Raw genomic sequence first — 17875 nt, 5'->3', positions numbered from 1 at the left:
GTGGCGGCCGCTAGCGTCGCCCGTATGGAATTCCGTATCGACAGCGGCGAGTTGACCGACGCCGTGGCCTGGGCCGCGCGGGTCCTGCCCGCCCGCTCCCCCGTGCCCGTCCTCGGCGGCCTCCTCCTGGAGGCGCGCGAGGGCCGGCTGCGCGTCTGCGGCCTCGACCACGAGGCGTCGGCACGGATCGAGGTGGAGGCGGACACGACCGCCGAGGGCCGGGCGCTGGTCCTGGGGCGGCGCCTGCTGGACATCTGCAAGGTCCTGCCCCGGGGGCCGGTGGACTGCGCGAGCGAGGGGGCCCGGCTCGCGGTGTCCGGTGGGGGCGCCCGGTTCGGGCTGTCCCTGCTGCCCCTGGAGGACTATCCGGCGCAGCCGGAGCTTCCTCCGTTCCGGGGCATGGTGGACGCCGACGCTTTCGCGGCGGCGGTCGGCCAGGTGGCGGTGGCCGCGGGCCGGGACGACTCGCTGCCCGTCTTGACGGGGATACGCCTCGCCCTGGACGGTACGGAGATGACACTGGCCGCGACCGACCGGTACCGCTACGCCGTCCGCACGCTGGAGTGGAAGCCCCTGGACGGCGCCGACGCGGCCGGGGACACCGACATCGTGGTGCCCGCGCGACGGCTGACCGAGATCGCCCGCGCCCTCTCCGGCGCCGGTCTGGTGCGGCTGGCTCTGGACGGAGGCTCGATCGGCTTCGAGAGCGACGGCGTCCGCACCACGACCCGCCTGCTCGACGGCCGGCTCCCCCGCCACGACAAGCTGTTCTCGCTGGGCGAGCACGCCGTCGCCGTGACCGACCGGGCTCCCCTGGTGGAGGCCGTGAAGCGGGTCGCGGTGGTCGCGGAGGGCGACGGCCCGGTCCAGCTGTCCTTCACCGGCGACGCCGTCCACCTCCAGGCCGGGTACGAGGACGACACCGCCTCCCAGCGGCTTCCGGCGGTCCTGGACGGGGAGCGGTCACTGACGGTCGCCTTCAACCCCGGGTACCTCCTGGACGCGCTCGGCTCCTTCACCGTCGATTCCGTGCGGTTCCATCTGCTCGGCCCGGGCCAGCGGGCCCTGATCACCGACGGAGAGGGAGGCGCGCACCGCCATCTGCTGATGTCGGTGAAGCCGCTCGTGTAGCACCGGCGCGGGGCTTGCAACCGCTCGTGCAGCACCGGCGCGGGGCTGCCGGGCGAGCCTCCCGCGCCCGCGCGGATCTCGCTTAGAAGCCGCCTCCGCCGTCGAATCCACCGCCGCCTCCGCCGAAGTCGCCGCCACCGAACCCGCTGCCGCCGAAGTCCCCGGAGCTGAAGTCCGCGCCGGAGAAGTCGCCGCCCTCGAACTCGGAGCCGCCGTACTCGCCGGCGTAGGCCGGAGTGGAGAGCATCGAGCCGAGCATGGTGCCCACCAGCAGGCCGGGGAGCATGCCGCCGCCGAAGTAGCCGCCCGCCCAGGGGCCGTAGGCCGGTCCCGCCTCCCAGTACGGCCGGCGGCCGGCGTCGGTCTCGACCGTGCGGGCCTCGGGGTCCCGCCCGTCGTCGAGGCGGGCGGCGTCGGCCGCGCAGACCGGGACCTGGCGCGCCGCGCCCCCGGACGGAACCCAGCTCCGGTCCGTGGCGGACGGGCCGTGGCGGGGGTCGAAGAAGCAGGGCGGCCGGCGCTCCGGCAGGGGCCGGGACTCCCTGCGGGCGGCCAGGACGGCGAGCGAGAAGCGGCCGTCCTCCAGGGCCTGGGTCACCGCCCGGACGTCGTGCGGGTGCGTCGCGGAGCCCATCAGGGACTTGGCCCGGTCGTAGGAGTCGAGGGCGCGTTCGTAGTCGCCGCGCTTGGCGTCGTCGGAGCCCGGCTCGGCCGGATGGAAGTCGAGACGTTCGAGCTCCTCGCCGAAGGCGGTGATGTCCTCGTCGACGACGACCCGGAGCCGTTCGAGGGCCTCCCGCTCGGCGGCCTCCTTGCGGAGCCGGTTGCGGCGGACGACCGCGTACGCGCCGGCGCCTCCGGCCACGGCGACCGCGCCGAGGGTGATCAGGCCCCCGACGGGGACACCGGAGTCACCCGTGCCCACCGAACCCCAGGAGGACGGGGCGGAGCCGCGCATGGTCGGCAGTGCCTGGTCGACGAAGTTGTTCAGCTCCGTGGCCGCGTCGACGCCCGGCTGGCGCACGGCCGTCACGAGGTTGTCCACGGCGTTGCGGGACATCACGGAGGCGTCGGCGCCGGCGTCGAAGCCGCCCCCGAGGCGGACGGCGTAGAGCCCGGTCACGCCGGTCTCGGTCCGCAGGTTGCGCAGCAGGTCGTCCGGCGGGAACTGGGCGTTCGCCGGCAGTACGGCCACGAAGAGCGGCTTGTCCGCGTCCTCGATCTTCTGGGCGAGGGCCGCCGCGTCGGCCTCGGAGAGCTGGGCGGCGGCGCCCGGGTCGACGTAGACCGGGCCCTGCTTCAGGGCCGCGGCCGCGTCGGGAATCCCCGTCGCCCTGGCACCCGCGGACGGGGCCAGGGCGAGGAGCAGCAGGAGTGCCAGCCCCGCGAGGGCCGACAGAAGGTGGAGCGGCCGAGTCCTCATGCTTTGAAACTACCCGAAAGGATGAAAACCAGGCCATACGTGCCGAACTATCTCACCGCGGCCTGGTGCGCGCTCCGCAGAAGCCGGAGGGCGCCCGCCCGGTCGCCCCGGGCGAGCCGCTGCTCGGCTTCGGCGAACGGCTTCGCCACGGAGGGGGTCATCCCGCCCGTGCCGGCGCCGCGCACCGCGTCCTGGACGGACCGCCGGAGCAGGGACAGCTCGTCCTCGGACCCGGCCACGGCGCCCGCCTGCCGCGGGGTGCCGGCCGGTGGTGTGCCGCCTGCCTGCTGCGTGGTGGCGGCCGGGCCGGCGTCACCGCTCCGCGGCGTGCCACCCGTCGGCGTCTTGGCCGCGCCCTGCGCCCCGCCCCCGGTGGTCAGGCCCCAGCCGTACGGGAACTGCGGATCGTAGACCGCGTCGCCGACGTTGATCGGCACCTGCGCGAGGCTCCGCGGCCAGCTCAGCGGGAGCCGTCCGGTGAAGGGCCGCTTGCCGTAGAGCACGTCGGCGACTCCGGCGCCCTCGGTGCCGGGCAGCCAGGAGGCCACCAGCGCGTCCATCTCCGCGAGCCGGTCGCCCACCAGCTGCGGGCGCCCGGAGACGATCAGGACCACGCAGGTCATCGCCGAGCAGACGGTGTCCACGGCCTTGCCGTCGGCCTGCGACAGCTCCAGGTCGTGACCGTCCACGCCGACGTCGCCGAGCCCCTCGGCGTACGGGGTCTCGCCGACGACGACCACGCCCACGTCGTGTCCGTCGAGGGGGGCGGAGGCGTCCGGCGAGTGGGTGACGCGGGCACCGGGGGCGGCGGCCCGGATGCCCTCCAGGATGGTGGTGCCGGGGACCAGCCGGCCGGAGGAGCCCTGCCAGGTCACGGTCCAGCCGCCGGACTGGTTGCCGAGGTCGTGGGCGTTGGAACCGGCGACGTACACGCGCTGGCGCGGACTCAGCGGCAGCACCCCCGGCGTGTTCTTCAGCAGCACCTGGGACTTGGCGACGGCCTCGCGGGCGACGGCGCGGTGGGCGGCGGAGCCGATGCCGGCGACGTGCTCGGGGTCGGCGTACGGGCGCTCGAAGAGTCCGAGGCGGAACTTCTGCTCCAGGATGCGGCGGACCGCGTCGTCGATCCGCGCGCCGGCGATACGGCCGGCGGCGGCCTCCTCGGCGATGATCCGGGCGGTCTCCTTGTACGTGAGGGGGGCCATGCTCATGTCGATGCCGGCATTGACGGCGTCCCGCACGTTGGTGACCGCGTCGCCGGGCATCTGGTCCACGGCCTCCCAGTCGCTGACGACGATTCCGCGGAAGCCGAGGTCGCCCTTGAGCACGCCGCCCAGCATCTCGGGGTGGGCGTGCATCTTGACGGCGCCGTCGCCGTCGAGTTCGAGGGAGGAGAACGAGGGCATGACCGCGCCGGCGCCGTACCCGAGCGCCTTCCTGAACGGGCGGAGGTGGATGTCGTCCAGCTCCGCGCGGCCGATCCTGGTGACCCCCTGGTCGATCACGTAGGGGGGCGCGGCGGTGCCGTAGACCGTGCCGCCGTCGCCGACGAAGTGCTTGGCGGTGGCCAGCACCCGGTCGTTGCGGTCGAGGTCCGAGCCGTCCGCGGCGCCCTGGAGGCCACGGACGACGACGGCCATGGAGCCGACCAGTTCGGGGTCCTCGCCGAACGACTCGTAGGTACGTCCCCAGCGCTCGTCGCGGGCGACGCAGACACAGGGCGCGAAGCTCCACGAGACGCCGGTGGCGCGGGTCTCGCGGGCGGTGAGGGCGGCGATGCGTTCGGCGAGCCCGGGATCGCGGCCGGCGCCGAGGCCGATGTTGTGCGGGAAGACGGTCGTGCCCTTGGCGAAGGCGTGGCCGTGCACGGCGTCGGAGGCCAGCAGCAGCGGGATCTGGAGCCGGGTGGCGCGGGCGCGGGCCTGGTGCGCGTCGGTCGTGTGCCGCCACTCCGCGGGGGTGCGGGGCGTCGGGTTCTCCTCGCCCTCGTAGGTGACCGAGCCGAGCCCGTACGTGGTGATGTCCTCGGCGGCGCCGAGGGTGTTGTAGCCGGCCTGGGTCATCTGGCCGGCCTTCTCCGTGAGCGTCATCCGCCCGAGGAGGTCTGCGGCGCGCTCGCGGACGGACCGGGTCCTGTCGAGGTAGCCCAGACCGTGGGCGTCGACGACGACCAGGGGGGTCGTGGCCGGGCCCCCTGCGCCCTCGACGGTGAGCCGCACCGGGATGGTCTCGGCCGTCTCGGCGTCGCCGTCGCCGTGGGTGGGGATCCGGACGGTGCGGGTGAGGCCGGGGGCGGCGCCCGCCGGGAAGGTGACGCGGCCGCCGGCGGCCGGGTAGTCGCTCCCCGGCCGGGCGGTTCCGCTCCCGGTCACGTAGGTGACCGAGACGGGCTCGGCGAGGGCGCGGGCCGCTTGGAGGGTGAGGCGCACCTGGGCCGTGGCGCCCTCGGTCACGGTGGTGACCGGGGCGGCGGTGATCCGGGGCGTGTCCTCGGCGGCCGGGGCCGCGCGGACGGGGACGGTGGCGGTGGCGGCGGGGGCCGCGGCGGCCGTGAGGCTGCCGGTCAGGAGGGCGGCGGCCGCCGCGGCCGCCGCCCTCCTCGTGCGCGTGCTGATGTTCGTCCTACCCATGCCGCCCATGCTGGGGCGTAGCCGGACATATCGGGTGTTACGACGCGCTCGCGCCGTCGCCGCTCCTCCGCGACCGCTCCTCCGCGGCCGCTACTCGGCGGGGTCGATGCCCAGGCGCAGCAGCCCGTAGGTGAACGCGTCCTCCAGGGCCTGCCACGAGGCGGCGATCACGTTCTCGCCGACGCCCACCGTCGACCACTCGCCGTTGCCATCGCTCGTGGTGACCAGGACGCGGGTCGTGGACTCCGTGCCGTGGCGGCCTTCCAGGATGCGGACCTTGTAGTCGACCAGCTCGAACTTGGCCAGCTGGGGGTAGATCCGCTCCAGGCCCACCCGCATCGCCCGGTCCAGGGCGTTGACGGGTCCGTTGCCCTCGGCGGTGGCGACGATCCGCTCGCCCTTGGCCCAGAGCTTCACGGTCGCCTCGTTGGCGTGGATGCCGTCGGGCCGGTCCTCGACGATCGCGCGCCAGGACTCCGTACGGAAGTAGCGCCGCTGGCGGCCCTCCGCCTCCTCGCGGAGCAGCAGCTCGAAGGAGGCGTCGGCGGCTTCGTAGGTGTAGCCCTTGAGCTCGCGCTCCTTGACCCGCTCGACGACCCGGCCGACCAGCTCGCGGTCTCCGCCGAGGTCGACGCCCAGCTCCTTGCCCTTGAGCTCGATGGAGGCGCGGCCGGCCATGTCGGAGACGAGCATCCGCATGGTGTTGCCGACCAGCTCGGGGTCGATGTGCTGGTAGAGGTCGGGGTCCACCTTGATGGCGGAGGCGTGCAGGCCGGCCTTGTGCGCGAAGGCGGAGACGCCCACGTAGGGCTGGTGGGTGGAGGGGGTGAGGTTGACGACCTCGGCGATGGCGTGCGAGATGCGGGTCATCTCGGCCAGCGCGCCCTCGGGCAGCACCCGCTTGTCGTACTTCAGCTCCAGCGCGGCGACGACCGGGAAGAGGTTGGCGTTGCCGACCCGTTCGCCGTAGCCGTTGGCGGTGCACTGGACGTGGGTGGCGCCCGCGTCGACGGCGGCGAGGGTGTTGGCGACGGCGCAGCCGGTGTCGTCCTGGGCGTGGATGCCGAGACGGGCGCCGGTGTCGGCGATCACGGTGGCGACGACGGCCTGGACCTGGGCGGGGAGCATGCCGCCGTTGGTGTCGCAGAGGATCACGACGTCGGCGCCGGCCTCGGAGGCGGCGCGGACGACGGCCTTGGCGTAGGCCGGGTTGGCCTTGTAACCGTCGAAGAAGTGCTCGCAGTCGACGAAGACCCGGCGGCCCTGGGAGACGAGGTGGGCGACGGTGTCGCGGACCATCTCCAGGTTCTCGTCCAGGGTGGTGCGCAGGGCGAGTTCGACGTGCCGGTCGTGCGACTTGGCGACCAGCGTGATCACCGGAGCGCCGGAGTCGAGGAGCGCCTTGACCTGGGGGTCCTCGGCGGCCCTGCCGCCCGCCCTGCGGGTCGCGCCGAAGGCGACGAGCTGCGCGTTCCGGAACTCGATCTCCTGCCGGGCGCGGGCGAAGAACTCGGTGTCCCGCGGGTTGGCACCGGGCCAGCCGCCCTCGATGAAGCCCACGCCGAACTCGTCGAGGTGCCGCGCGATGGTCAGCTTGTCCGCGACGGTGAGGTTGATGCCCTCGCGCTGCGCCCCGTCGCGCAGCGTCGTGTCGAAGACGTGGAAGCTGTCGTCGGGACGCGGGCTCGCGTCGGTCTCCGTGGTCATGACTGTGATGGCTCCTGTCGGATGTGGCTCCGGAAGGTCTGGATCCACTTGCCCCCATTTTCGCGCGCGGTCGCTGTCCGGCGGTGGTGGGGCCGGAAAACGAAAAAACCCCTCGCGGGTGCGAGAGGTCTGCGCGCGGGTCTGGGGCACGGTGTCCACTGCCGCGGGATTCGAGCCACGGTTCAGCGGTCACTGCGGACCGGCGCGCTGCTGCCGATAATCAGGGTGGTAGCAGACACGCTCGCAGTCTGCCACAGGCACACCGCACGCGGGACAGGGATCTCACCATACGGAACGAGCCGGGCACGCGGCGCGTTACGGGCACGCGGGCGGTCCGCTCGCCGCTCGACGGGCGGGCAGCGGGCGCGGGCTCCTCGTCACGCGCGCGCGAGCGATGGCCGCGCGTCAGGCGTGGCGCACGCGAGGGGTCCGTCGTCACGCGCACGGGGGTCCGTCGTCACGCGCGCGGGGGCCCTCGTCACGCGCGCGCGAGCAAGGTCTCCTCGACGAACTCCCGCACGTGGGCGAGGACCTGCTGCCGCCCGGTGCCGGGGATGCCGACGGCGACGTGGACGCTGAAGCCGTCGAGCAGCGCCCGCATCCGGGCCGCGAACCGGTCGGGGTCCACCGCCCGGAACTCCCCCCGCGAGACCCCCTCGGCGACCAGCGCGACCAGGTCCCGGTGCCAGGCGCCCTCGATGGCCGCCTGCCGGGCGCGGGCGTCCTCGTCGGCGTTCTGGGACCGGTTCCAGACCTCCAGCCAGAGTGTCCAGTGCGGATCGCGCGGGCCGTCGGGGACGTACACGTCGACGTACCCGTCGAGCCGCTCGCGTGCGGTCCCGGGCCGCGAGAGCAGGGCGCTGCGCTCGGCGCCGAGCCGCCCCTCGCTCCACTCCAGGGTCTGCAGGAGCAGTTCGTCCTTGGTGCGGAAGTAGTACAGCAGGTGCCCGCTGCTCATCCCGACCTCGCGCCCGAGCCCGGCCATGGTGAGCCCGTCGAGCCCGCGCTCCGCGATGGTGTCCATGGCGGCGGCGAGGAGTTGCTCGCGGGGCGGGGCCGCCTGGTTGCGGCGGCGGGGGGAGGCGGCGGGGTTCGGGCTGGTGCTGCTCACTCGTACGTTCTACCCGATCGGCTCGGCATCGGTGTCCCGGCCCCGGACATCCCGGCACCGGGCGTCCCGGCACGGGGCGCGCCGGTCGACGGTCACGGTCGGCGCGCCCCGTGCCGATCGGCGCCTTCGTGCCCGATCGGCGCCCTGGCCGCGGGCCGTCACCCGGCCCGCGGCCCGTACCGGGCGCTCTCAGACCTTCGGCTGCTGCTGCGTGATGCAGTGGATGCCGCCCCCGCCCGCGAAGATCGCGCGCGCGTCGACCAGCGTCACGATCCGCTCCGGGAACAGCCGGCGGAAGATGCCCGCCGCGATCTCGTCGTTCGGGTCGTCGAAACCGCACAGCACCACGCCGCCGTTGCACAGGTAGTGGTTGATGTAGGAGTAGTCGACCCAGTCGCCCTCCTCGTCCTTCAGGACGGTCGGGGCGGGGATCTCCACGACCTCCAGCCGCCGGCCCTTCGCGTCCGTCCGGCGGCTGAGGAGGTCGACGTACATCCGGGAGCGCTCGTGGTCGGGGTGGGCCGGGTCCTGCTGGCTGTGGACGACCACGACGCCCGGCTTCGCGAAGGCGGCGACGATGTCGACGTGGCCCTGGGTGCCGTAGAGACCGTAGTCGCCGGTCAGGCCGTGCGGGAGCCAGATCGCCTTGGTCGTGCCGAGCTTGGCGTGGATCTCCGCCTCGACCTGCTCACGGGTCCACTCGGGATTGCGGCCCGCGCCGAGCTGCACGGTGTCGGTCAGCAGAACCGTTCCCTCGCCGTCGACATGGATCGCGCCGCCCTCGTTCACCAGCGGGGAGGACAGCACCGGGACGGCTGCCAGATCGGCGACATGGCGGGCGATCTTGGAGTCGTGCTCCCAGCGGGCCCAGTCCTGGCCGCCCCAGCCGTTGAAGACCCAGTCCACGGCCGCGAGCGTGGAGCCGTCCGTGACGAAGGTGGGGCCGATGTCCCGCATCCAGGCGTCGTCGAGGTCCCGCTCGACCAGCTCGACCGCGTCGCCGAGCAGCTTCCGCGCGGAGTCCAGCTGGCCGGGGCCGACCACCATCGTCACCGGCTCGAAGCGGCGTACGGCACGGGCCACCGAGGCCCAGGCCCCGCGCGCCTCCGCCAGCTCCTCCTCGTTGGTGAAGGTGGGGTTGGGGCCGGGCCAGGCCATCCACGTGCGCTCGTGCGGGGCCCACTCGGGCGGCATACGGAAGGTCATGAGAGGAGTCCTCAGAGGAAGTAGAGACGGTTGAGGGAGATGGACTCGGCCGGTTCGGAGCGGATCGGGTCGCCGTCCAGCGACACCAGACCCGTCCTGCCGTCGACCGCGACGTCTCCGATACGGGAGTTGAGGAGCAGGTCGCCCGGCCCGATGCCGCGCGTGCCGCGGACCGCCACGCGCCTGCGCCGGGTCGGCATCCGGTCGGAGCCGAGGTCGACGGCCGCCTGGGCGACGAAGGCGACCGAGATGTCCGCGGGGGCCGCTCCGTGGCCGCCGAACAGCGGTCCGAGGACGAGCGGTTCGCACGTGTCCGTGGCGGCGTTCGGGTCGCCCACGACTCCCCACGCCGGGAAGCCGGACTTCAGCACCATCTGGGGCTTGGCGCCGAAGTACTCCGGCCGCCACAGCACGATGTCGGCCATCTTGCCGACCTCGAGGGAGCCGATCTCGTGCGCGAGGCCGTGGGCGATCGCCGGGTTGATGGTCAGCTTGGCCATGTAGCGCAGCACGCGCGCGTTGTCGTCGTGCGCGCCGTCGCCCGCCAGCGGGCCCAGCTCGGCCTTCATCTTGCCGGCCATGGCGAAGGTCCGGCGTACGGTCTCGCCGGCCCTTCCCATCCCCTGCGCGTCGGAGGAGGTGATACCGATCGCGCCGAGGTCGTGCAGGACGTCCTCCGCCCCCATCGTCCCCGCCCGGATGCGGTCGCGCGCCATGGCGGCGTCGCCGGGCAGGTCGGTCTTCAGGTCGTGGACGGAGACGATCATCCCGTAGTGCTCGGCGACCGCGTCGCGGCCGAAGGGCAGCGTGGGGTTGGTGGAGGAGCCGATGACGTTCGGCACGCCCGCCATCTTGAGCACGTTCGGCACGTGCCCGCCGCCGCAGCCCTCGATGTGGAAGGCGTGGATCGTACGCCCGTCCAGGACCCGCAGCGTGTCCTCGACCGAGAGGCATTCGTTGAGGCCGTCGCTGTGCAGGGCGACCTGGACGTCGTGCTCCTCGGCGACCCGCAGGGCGGTGTCCAGGGCGCGGGTGTGCGCGCCCATGTCCTCGTGGACCTTGAACCCGGACGCGCCGCCCTCGGCGAGCGCCTCCACCAGCGGGGCCGCGTCGGAGGACGAGCCGCGGGCGAGGAAGCCGATGTTGACGGGCCAGGCGTCGAAGGCGCCGAAGGCGTGCCGGAGGGCCCACGGCGAGTTGACGCCCACACCCCAGACCGGGCCGAACTCCTGGCCGATGACAGTGGTGACACCGGAGGCGAGCGAGGCCTCCATGATCCGCGGCGACAGGAGGTGGACGTGCGTGTCGACGGCTCCGGCGGTGGCGATGAGCCCCTCGCCGGAGACGATGGAGGTGCCGGTGCCGACGACCACGTCGACGCCGTCGAGGGTGTCCGGGTTGCCGGCCCGTCCGATGGCGTGGATGCGGCCCTCGCGGATACCGATGGACACCTTGCGGATGCCCAGGACGGCGTCGATCACAAGGACGTTGCTCACCACGACGTCACAGGTCTCGCGGACGGCCGCGGCCTTGAGGTGCAGCCCGTCGCGGGCGGTCTTGCCGAATCCGGCGAGGAACTCGTCACCGGGCTTCTGGGAGTCCGACTCGACCCGGACGACGAGACCGGAGTCGCCCAGGACGACCCGGTCGCCCGCACGGGGGCCGTGCACCGACGCGTACTCGTAGGGATCCATCACGCCTCCGCTCCCAGGTAGCCGCAGGCCGCCGCGCGCCGCAGGGCCTCTTCCTTCGCGCCGGGTCCGTCCAGCGGACCGTCGACCAGGCCCGCGAACCCGATGGCGACGCGGGCGCCGCCGATGGGGACCAGCCCCACCTCCGCCTCGCCGCCCGGGTCGAAGCGGAACGAGGATCCGGCGGGGACCGCGAGCCGCATGCCGTAGGCCGCCGCGCGGTCGAAGTCGAGCCGCGGGTTGGCCTCGAAGAAGTGGAAGTGGGAGGTGACGCTGACGGGGACGGCCGCGGTGTTGCGGACGGTCAGGGTGAGCGCGGGCGGCTCCTCCTCCCGGGTGGGGCCCGGCAGCAGGGCGCCGGGGGCCCCGTCACCGAGGGCGCCGCCGCCGATCGGGTCGGAGACGACGGCGAGCCGCGAGCCGTCGTCGAAAACGGCCTCGACATGTACTTCGGTGACGACATCGGCCACGCCCGGCAGCACGTCGTCCGGGCCGAGGACGGACCGGGCGGCCGCGATCGCCTCGGCGAGTCGCCTTCCGTCGCGGGCCGCCTCGCAGACGGTGTCCGCGATGAGGGCGGTCGCCTCGGGCACATTGAGCCGCAGGCCCCGCGCCCGGCGGGCCCGGGCGAGCTCGGCGGCGCCGAAGAGCAGCAGCCGGTCGCGTTCCGTGGGGGTCAGTCGCACGTCAGAAACACCTCCTGTTTGAGTGACACTCTAAACCTAGAATCCGCTGCTTCCAAGCATTGACTGACCCGCCGGGCATGGGTCACATTGAGCGTCGCTCTAAAACCTCGTCCGGACTCTAGCCCCCGCAGGGAGCCCCCATGCCGATAGAACAGCGCGGAGTCGACACCATCCCCGAAGCGGAACGCACCAGCGGCCCCCGCGACCTGCTGTCGATCCTGCTCGGCTCGAACCTCTGCCTCGGCGTCATCGTCTTCGGCTGGCTGCCGGTCTCCTTCGGCCTCGGCCTGTGGGCGTCGGTGACCTCCGTGGTCGCCGGCACCCTCGTCGGAGTCGCCTTCACCGCCCCGCTCGCGCTCGTGTCCCTGCGCACCGCGACCAACCTCTCCACCTCCAGCGGCGCCTTCTTCGGCGTACGCGGACGGCTGGTCGGCTCGGTCGTGGGGCTGCTGCTCTCGCTCGGCTACACGGCCCTGACGCTGTGGATCGGCGGGGACGTGATGGTCGGCACGCTCGCCCGCCTGACCGGCCTGCCGACCGGCGACGCCACCCACGCCGCCGTCTACGCCCTGCTCGCCGCCTGCACGGTCGTCGCCGCCGTGTACGGCTACCGGCTGCTGCTCCAGCTCAGCAAGGCGCTCGCGATCGGCATGGTCGTGCTCCTCGCGGCCGGCCTGGTGGCCTACGCGGGCGACTTCACCGCGGCGCCGGCGCCGGACACGCCGTACCTCCTGGGCTCGTTCTGGCCGACGTGGGCGCTGTCCGCGGTCGCCGCCGGACTCAGCGGACCCGTCGCGTTCATCACGCTCCTCGGCGACTACACCCGCTACGTCTCCCCCGCCCGGTACAGCTCGAAGACCGTCTGGCGCACCACCTGTCTCGGCCTCCTCGCCGGCCTGCTGATCCCTCAGCTCTTCGGTACGTACACGGCCCTGGCGGCGCGCGGGAGCCTGGACTACGCGGGGCCGCTCGTCGACGCCTCCCCCGTCTGGTACCTGGTCCCGCTGCTGCTCGCGGCGACGGCGGGCTCGGTCGGGAACGCCGGCCTCATGCTGTACTCGATGGGCCTCGACCTGGACGCGATCCTGCCGCGCGCGACCCGGGCGCGGGCGACGCTGGTCGTCGCGGCGGTGGCGACGGCCTTCGTCTTCCTCGGCCACTTCGCCTCGGACGCGCAGACGGCGATGACGTCGTTCGTGCTGCTGCTCACCGCGGTCGGCACGCCCTGGGCCGTGATCACGCTGATCGGGCACAGGCGGTGCGGCGGGACGTACGACCCGGAGGCGCTCCAGGTCTACAACCGGCGGGCGCGCGGCGGCGTGTACTGGTTCGCCGGGGGCTGGCACGCGCGGGCCGTCGTCTCCTGGGCGCTGGGCGCCGCCGTGGGACTCGCGTCGGTCTCCACGCCGCTCTACGAGGGTCCGCTGCTGGCCCTGACGGGCGGGGTCGACTGCAGCTTCGTCCTGTCGGGCGTGGTGGGCGCCCTGCTCTACGCGGTGCTCACGCCGAGGACGGACACCGAGGCGAAGGCGGACGCGGAGGCGGTCGCCGTCTCCTGACCGGTCCTCCGGGCCGGCTCTTCCGACGGGTCCTCGCGACCGGCTCTTCCGACGTGGCCCTTCCAACGGGCTTTTCCGCCGTGGCCCTTCCAACGGACTGGGCCCGGGCATGACGACGGGGGCGCCCCGAGGGGCGCCCCCGTCGATCACGTTCCGGCGGCTCAGGCCAGCTGGTGCGTCCAGCCGTGGACGTCCTCGGACTTGCCGGTCTGGATGGCGAGCAGCGCGTCGCGCAGGCGCATCGTGACCTCGCCGGGCTGTCCGCCCGACTGCTGCCACTCGCCACGGGCCGCCTTCACCGTGCCGACCGGGGTGATCACCGCGGCCGTGCCACAGGCGAAGACCTCGGTGAGGCTGCCGTTCTCGGAGTCGGCGTGCCACTGGTCGATCGAGACCCGGCCCTCCTCCGCCTCGTACCCGAGGTCCTTCGCGAGCTGGAGGAGGGAGTCACGGGTGATGCCGGCGAGCAGGGAGCCGGTGAGGGTGGGCGTGACGATCCTGTTCCCGTACACGAAGTACAGGTTCATGCCGCCGAGCTCCTCGACCCACTTGTGCTCCACGGCGTCGAGGTAGGCGACCTGGTCGCAGCCCTTCTGCGCGGCCTCGGCCTGCGCCAGCAGGGAGGCGGCGTAGTTGCCGCCGGTCTTGGCGTCGCCGACGCCACCGGGGACGGCGCGGACACGGTCCTCGGAGAGCCAGATGGAGACCGGCTTCACGCCGCCGGGGAAGTACGGTCCGGCGGGCGAGGCGATGACGACGAAGAGGTACTCGTTGGCCGGCCGCACACCGAGCCCGACCTCGGTCGCGATCATGAAGGGGCGCAGGTAGAGGGACTCCTCACCACCGTGCGGCGGGACCCACGCCTTGTCCTGCTGCACGAGCAGGTCGCAGGCCTCGATGAAGGTCTCGACGGGCAGCTCCGGCATCGCCAGACGGCGCGCGGAGGACTGGAAGCGCCGGGCGTTGGCGTCGGGGCGGAAGCTGGCGACGGAGCCGTCGGGCCTGCGGTACGCCTTCAGTCCTTCGAAGATCTCCTGCGCGTAGTGCAGGACGTTGGTGGCCGGGTCGAGGGAGAGCGGACCGTACGGCACGAGCTGGCCGTCGTGCCAGCCCCGGCCCTCGGTCCAGCGGATCGTCACCATGTGGTCGGTGAAGTGGCGGCCGAACCCGGGGTTGGCCAGGATCGCCTCCCGCTCCGCTTCGGACAGCGGGCTGGAGGAGGGCTTGAGCTCGATCGTGGGCGTCGTCATCGTTGCGTGTCCTTCACCGGTTGTGTGTGACGGACCGCGCCGACGCCGCTACCAGTGCTCTGCTAGGACGTCCGAGCTTGCCCGCATGCCGCGGCCCCACGTTCGATTATCGCCCGTGGAAAGCGGTGCGGGAAACGGTGTGCGCGCGGTCCGGAGTGTGAGAGGGGGCACCCGGCGACCGCGAAAAGGGGACAGCCGCCGGGCGCTGAGGGCGACCCGGCGGCTGTGTGAGTGATCAGTCGGCGGGTCAGCTCGCTACGCGTACCGCGAGCGCGTCGCCGATCTCGGCCGTCGTGCGGACGGAGTCCCCGCGCTCGGTCAGGTCGGCCGCGACGGCGTCCTCGATGCGGCCGGCCTCGGTCTCGTAGCCGAGGTGGCGCAGGAGCAGCGCGACGGAGAGGACGGTGGCCGTCGGGTCCGCCTTGCCCTGGCCCGCGATGTCCGGCGCGGAGCCGTGGACGGGCTCGAACATGGAGGGGAACTCGCCGCTCGGGTTGATGTTGCCCGAGGCGGCGACGCCGATGCCGCCGGAGACGGCCGCGGCGAGGTCGGTGATGATGTCGCCGAAGAGGTTGTCGGTGACGATCACGTCGAACCGCTCGGGCTGCGTGACGAGGAAGATCGTCGCCGCGTCCACGTGCAGGTAGTCGGTGGTGACCTCGGGGAACTCCTCGGCCACCTTGTTGAAGATGTTGGTCCAGAGGTGACCGGCGTACGCCAGGACGTTGTTCTTGTGGACCAGCGTCAGCTTCTTGCGCGGGCGGGCCTGGGCGCGGGCGAAGGCGTCGCGGACCACGCGCTCGACACCGAAGGCCGTGTTCACGGAGACCTCGGTGGCGACCTCGTGCGGCGTGCCGGTCCGGATGGAGCCGCCGTTGCCGGTGTACGGGCCCTCGGTGCCCTCGCGGACCACGACGAAGTCGATCTCGGGCTGACCCTTGAGCGGGGTCGACACGCCGGGGAGCAGCTTCGAGGGACGCAGGTTCACGTGGTGGTCGAAGAGGAAGCGGAGCTTCAGCAGGAAGCCGCGCTCCAGGACGCCGGACGGGACCGACGGGTCTCCGATCGCGCCGAGGAGGATGGCGTCGTGCTGCTTCAGCGCCTCGGCGTCCGCGTCGGTGAGGGTCTCACCGGTCGCGTGGTAGCGCTTGGCGCCGAAGTCGTACTCCTTCGTCTCCAGCTTCACATCCTGCGGGAGCGCGGCGGCGAGGACCTTGAGGCCCTGGGCCACGACCTCCTGGCCGATGCCGTCGCCGGGAATGACTGCGAGATCGATGCTGTGAGACATGTCGGCACCCTACTCCTCGTCCCAGCGGCTGACACGCGATGTCCACCATACGGACGTACGCGGGGTCCGGGCCCGGACCGGCGGGGCCCGGGGCCCGGCAGGGGTCAGTGGCCGGACTCGCCGCCGTTGTCGCGGCGGTCGAGGGCCCGCTGGAGGGCCGCGGCGGCGTTCTTGCGGGCGTCGTCGCTGGGGCGGGAGGCGGAGTGACGGACGCGACGGGCGGTCTGAGTGGCCATGAGGGATCGACTCCTTGAGATCAGTGATGATCCGAGATCAGTGATGATCGAAGGCGCCGGAGGGGGCGGGGAGCGCCGCCGCAGGGGTGGCCTGCACAGGGCGTCGCGCTCTCGACCGCCATTCGCTGATGAAGCGAGACGTTCGGCTCCTACAAAGCTAGGGCAGGGCAGCGCACTTGTCTCCACAACTACTCGGACTTCCTACTATCTGAGACGGCCCCCTCCTTTCGGTTTTCCTAGCTAGGTTGTTTTCCTACCTAGCTAGTGATGGAATACAGCCATGGCCGCAGACCGCAGATCCAGCTGGCTCAAGGGAGTCCTCGACCTGCTCGTCCTCTCCCGCCTGACCGGCGGCGAGAGTTACGGGTACGAGATCGCCAAGGCCCTCGCCGAGGCGGGACTCGGGGAGATCAAGGGCGGGACGCTCTATCCGGTGCTCAACCGGCTGGAGGAAGCGGGGCTGCTGGACGCCGAGTTCCGGGCCGCCGAACGCGGCCCCGGACGCCGCTACTACCGCCTCACCGAGCGGGGGCGCGAACACCTCGCGGCCGAGAGCGCCGCCTGGCTGGAATTCCACCGGGCCGTACGGACCACGCTGCACCCAGGGGGATCGACACCATGACCACGGACACCTACTTCGCCGACCTCGCCACCGCGCTGCGCACCGCGGGCGTGCGGGACGACCAGATCGAGTCGACCGTCGCCGATCTGCGCGGTCACCTCGCCGAGACGGGGGCGGGCCCCGAGGAGGAGTTCGGCCCGGCCGCCGCCTTCGCGGCGCGGCTCGGCGGTCTGGCACCGCTGCCCGGCGAGCCGGACGAGGCGGCCGAGACCTGGACCTGGACCGCGGACCTCTTCAACGACCGGCGGATGCTCGCGGTCCACGGTGACCAGGGCTGGGAGGTGGAGTCGCTCGACGCGCTCGGCCGGTTCGTGTGCCGCCGCGCGCCCGGGGCGGCGCTGCGCTGGGAGTACCGGCGCGAGGTGATCAAGGGCAGACGGCGCGAGCAGGTCCTGGCCGAGCTGGAGCCCGAGGGCTGGGAGCTGTGCGGCGTCTGGATGATGTACGGCTACTTCAAGCGCCCGAAGGCGGCGAGCGCCGGGCCGGCGGGCGAGCTGGGCGCCCGCCCTGCGCGCCCCGGCGGGTGGCTGTTCCTGAGTCGCCGGGGCGCGGTGGCCCTCGGCATCTGGGCGGTCAGCGTGGTGGCGTGCCTGGTGGTGGCCGTCGCGGGTCTCGGCCTGCCGGGGTACGTCTTCCCGCTCTCCGGCATGGGCTGGGCGGCCGCCGCCACGTACATGGCGCACCAGGAGACGAAGCAGGCGCTTCCCGCCCGTGGCCGCTGAGCCGGTCGCCTCACGGCCGACCGCCGGTCACATCACGTCCCCGTCGCGCCAGTCGAAGACGAGCGCGGCGGCGTCCGGTGCCGGCAGCCCCCGGCCCCCGGCGGCCCGCAGATGGAGGGCGTCCTCCTCCCCGGGCAGCGGGACGATCCCCTCGGGGCCCGTCGCCTCGATCCGGCCCCGCCACGGCTCCCAGCCGCGTCCCCGGTAGAAGACGGTCCCCTCCTCGGACGCGGAGAGCGCCCCGAAGGCGTAGGCCCCGTCGATGACCCGCTCCAGCTCGGCCATCACGATCCCGCCGAGACCCTGGCGTCGCCTGTCACCGCGCACGGCGACGCCCTCGACGTACCCCACCCGGAACGAGCGGCCGCCGTGCAGCGCACGGCGCATCACGACGCTGCCGTGCGCGGCGAGGCCGCGCTCGTCCTCCACCCAGGCGTGGAGACCGCCCAGGGTGTGGTCCCAGTCCTCGTCGGAGAAGTCGCCGTCGAACGCGGCGACGAGCATCTCCCGTACGGCGCGTGTCCGTTCGGGGCCCAGTTCGTGGGTGGGGGCGAGGTGTACGGAGTCGGTCACGCCCCCAGTGTGCCGCGGCGGGACCGTGAGGGGCAGGTCC

Annotated in this window: 15 protein-coding genes; 4 read left to right on the top strand and 11 right to left on the bottom strand. The window is 73.1% G+C overall.

The window, feature by feature from the left end; all coding sequences use genetic code 11:
• Positions 1 to 24 precede the first annotated feature (24 nt).
• Complete coding sequence (dnaN, locus tag ACZ68P_RS06540; protein ID WP_471003491.1) at positions 25 to 1131, top strand: DNA polymerase III subunit beta; 1107 nt, start codon at positions 25 to 27, stop codon at positions 1129 to 1131.
• An 82-nt stretch (positions 1132 to 1213) separates the two neighbouring features.
• Here dnaN and ACZ68P_RS06535 read toward each other — a convergent pair whose 3' ends face one another.
• The 7 genes from ACZ68P_RS06535 to ureA form a co-directional block, all read right to left on the bottom strand.
• A complete protein-coding gene (locus tag ACZ68P_RS06535) occupies positions 1214 to 2554 on the bottom strand; it encodes a hypothetical protein (RefSeq protein ID WP_471003488.1) in 1341 nt (446 codons plus the stop codon).
• 47 nt (positions 2555 to 2601) lie between these two features.
• Positions 2602 to 5184, bottom strand: a complete 2583-nt coding sequence (locus ACZ68P_RS06530; RefSeq protein WP_471003485.1) for a glycoside hydrolase family 3 N-terminal domain-containing protein — start codon at positions 5182 to 5184, stop codon at positions 2602 to 2604.
• Positions 5185 to 5274: 90 nt separating this feature from the next.
• Positions 5275 to 6891: a citramalate synthase gene (gene cimA, locus ACZ68P_RS06525; protein ID WP_471003482.1), complete on the bottom strand. Its 1617-nt coding sequence runs from the start codon at positions 6889 to 6891 to the stop codon at positions 5275 to 5277.
• Positions 6892 to 7369: 478 nt separating this feature from the next.
• Entirely contained in the window at positions 7370 to 8002 is a 633-nt protein-coding gene (locus ACZ68P_RS06520) for a TetR/AcrR family transcriptional regulator (RefSeq protein ID WP_471003480.1), read from the bottom strand.
• Between the two features lie 189 nt (positions 8003 to 8191).
• On the bottom strand, positions 8192 to 9208 hold the full coding sequence (locus tag ACZ68P_RS06515) for an agmatine deiminase family protein (RefSeq protein ID WP_471003477.1): 1017 nt from the start codon (positions 9206 to 9208) through the stop codon (positions 8192 to 8194).
• Between the two features lie 11 nt (positions 9209 to 9219).
• Entirely contained in the window at positions 9220 to 10902 is a 1683-nt protein-coding gene (locus ACZ68P_RS06510) for an urease subunit alpha (RefSeq protein ID WP_471003474.1), read from the bottom strand.
• Positions 10902 to 11585: an urease subunit gamma gene (gene ureA / locus ACZ68P_RS06505; protein WP_471003471.1), complete on the bottom strand. Its 684-nt coding sequence runs from the start codon at positions 11583 to 11585 to the stop codon at positions 10902 to 10904. The genes ACZ68P_RS06510 and ureA overlap by 1 nt, the downstream gene beginning before the upstream one ends.
• Before the next feature lie 140 nt (positions 11586 to 11725).
• On the opposite strand from ureA, the gene ACZ68P_RS06500 reads away from it, so the two are divergent.
• Positions 11726 to 13144 carry a cytosine permease gene (locus ACZ68P_RS06500; protein ID WP_471003469.1) on the top strand — a complete coding sequence of 473 codons (1419 nt, stop codon included), beginning with the start codon at positions 11726 to 11728 and terminating at the stop codon, positions 13142 to 13144.
• Positions 13145 to 13305: 161 nt separating this feature from the next.
• On the opposite strand, the gene ACZ68P_RS06495 is transcribed toward ACZ68P_RS06500, so the two are convergent.
• The 3 genes from ACZ68P_RS06495 to ACZ68P_RS06485 all read right to left on the bottom strand — a co-directional run bounded on the left by ACZ68P_RS06495 (position 13306) and on the right by ACZ68P_RS06485 (position 15918).
• Positions 13306 to 14394, bottom strand: a complete 1089-nt coding sequence (locus ACZ68P_RS06495; protein ID WP_471003466.1) for a branched-chain amino acid aminotransferase — start codon at positions 14392 to 14394, stop codon at positions 13306 to 13308.
• Between the two features lie 247 nt (positions 14395 to 14641).
• Positions 14642 to 15682, bottom strand: coding sequence for a 3-isopropylmalate dehydrogenase (locus ACZ68P_RS06490; RefSeq protein ID WP_471003463.1), 1041 nt, complete (start codon positions 15680 to 15682; stop codon positions 14642 to 14644).
• A 104-nt stretch (positions 15683 to 15786) separates the two neighbouring features.
• Complete coding sequence (locus ACZ68P_RS06485) at positions 15787 to 15918, bottom strand: hypothetical protein (protein WP_365718345.1); 132 nt, start codon at positions 15916 to 15918, stop codon at positions 15787 to 15789.
• Between the two features lie 280 nt (positions 15919 to 16198).
• Between ACZ68P_RS06485 and ACZ68P_RS06480 the strand changes: the two genes are divergently transcribed.
• On the top strand, positions 16199 to 16540 hold the full coding sequence (locus tag ACZ68P_RS06480; protein WP_471003460.1) for a PadR family transcriptional regulator: 342 nt from the start codon (positions 16199 to 16201) through the stop codon (positions 16538 to 16540).
• Positions 16537 to 17262 carry a hypothetical protein gene (locus ACZ68P_RS06475; RefSeq protein ID WP_471003457.1) on the top strand — a complete coding sequence of 242 codons (726 nt, stop codon included), beginning with the start codon at positions 16537 to 16539 and terminating at the stop codon, positions 17260 to 17262. Before ACZ68P_RS06480 ends, ACZ68P_RS06475 begins: the two co-directional genes overlap by 4 nt.
• A gap of 27 nt (positions 17263 to 17289) precedes the next feature.
• On the opposite strand, the gene ACZ68P_RS06470 is transcribed toward ACZ68P_RS06475, so the two are convergent.
• Positions 17290 to 17835: a GNAT family N-acetyltransferase gene (locus tag ACZ68P_RS06470; RefSeq protein WP_471003455.1), complete on the bottom strand. Its 546-nt coding sequence runs from the start codon at positions 17833 to 17835 to the stop codon at positions 17290 to 17292.
• Positions 17836 to 17875: the final 40 nt, after the last annotated feature.

Source organism: Streptomyces sp. NPDC036822 (assembly GCF_055609145.1).
The sequence above is the reverse complement of the archived record's forward strand: the minus strand, read 5'-3'. Positions and strand labels throughout refer to the sequence as shown.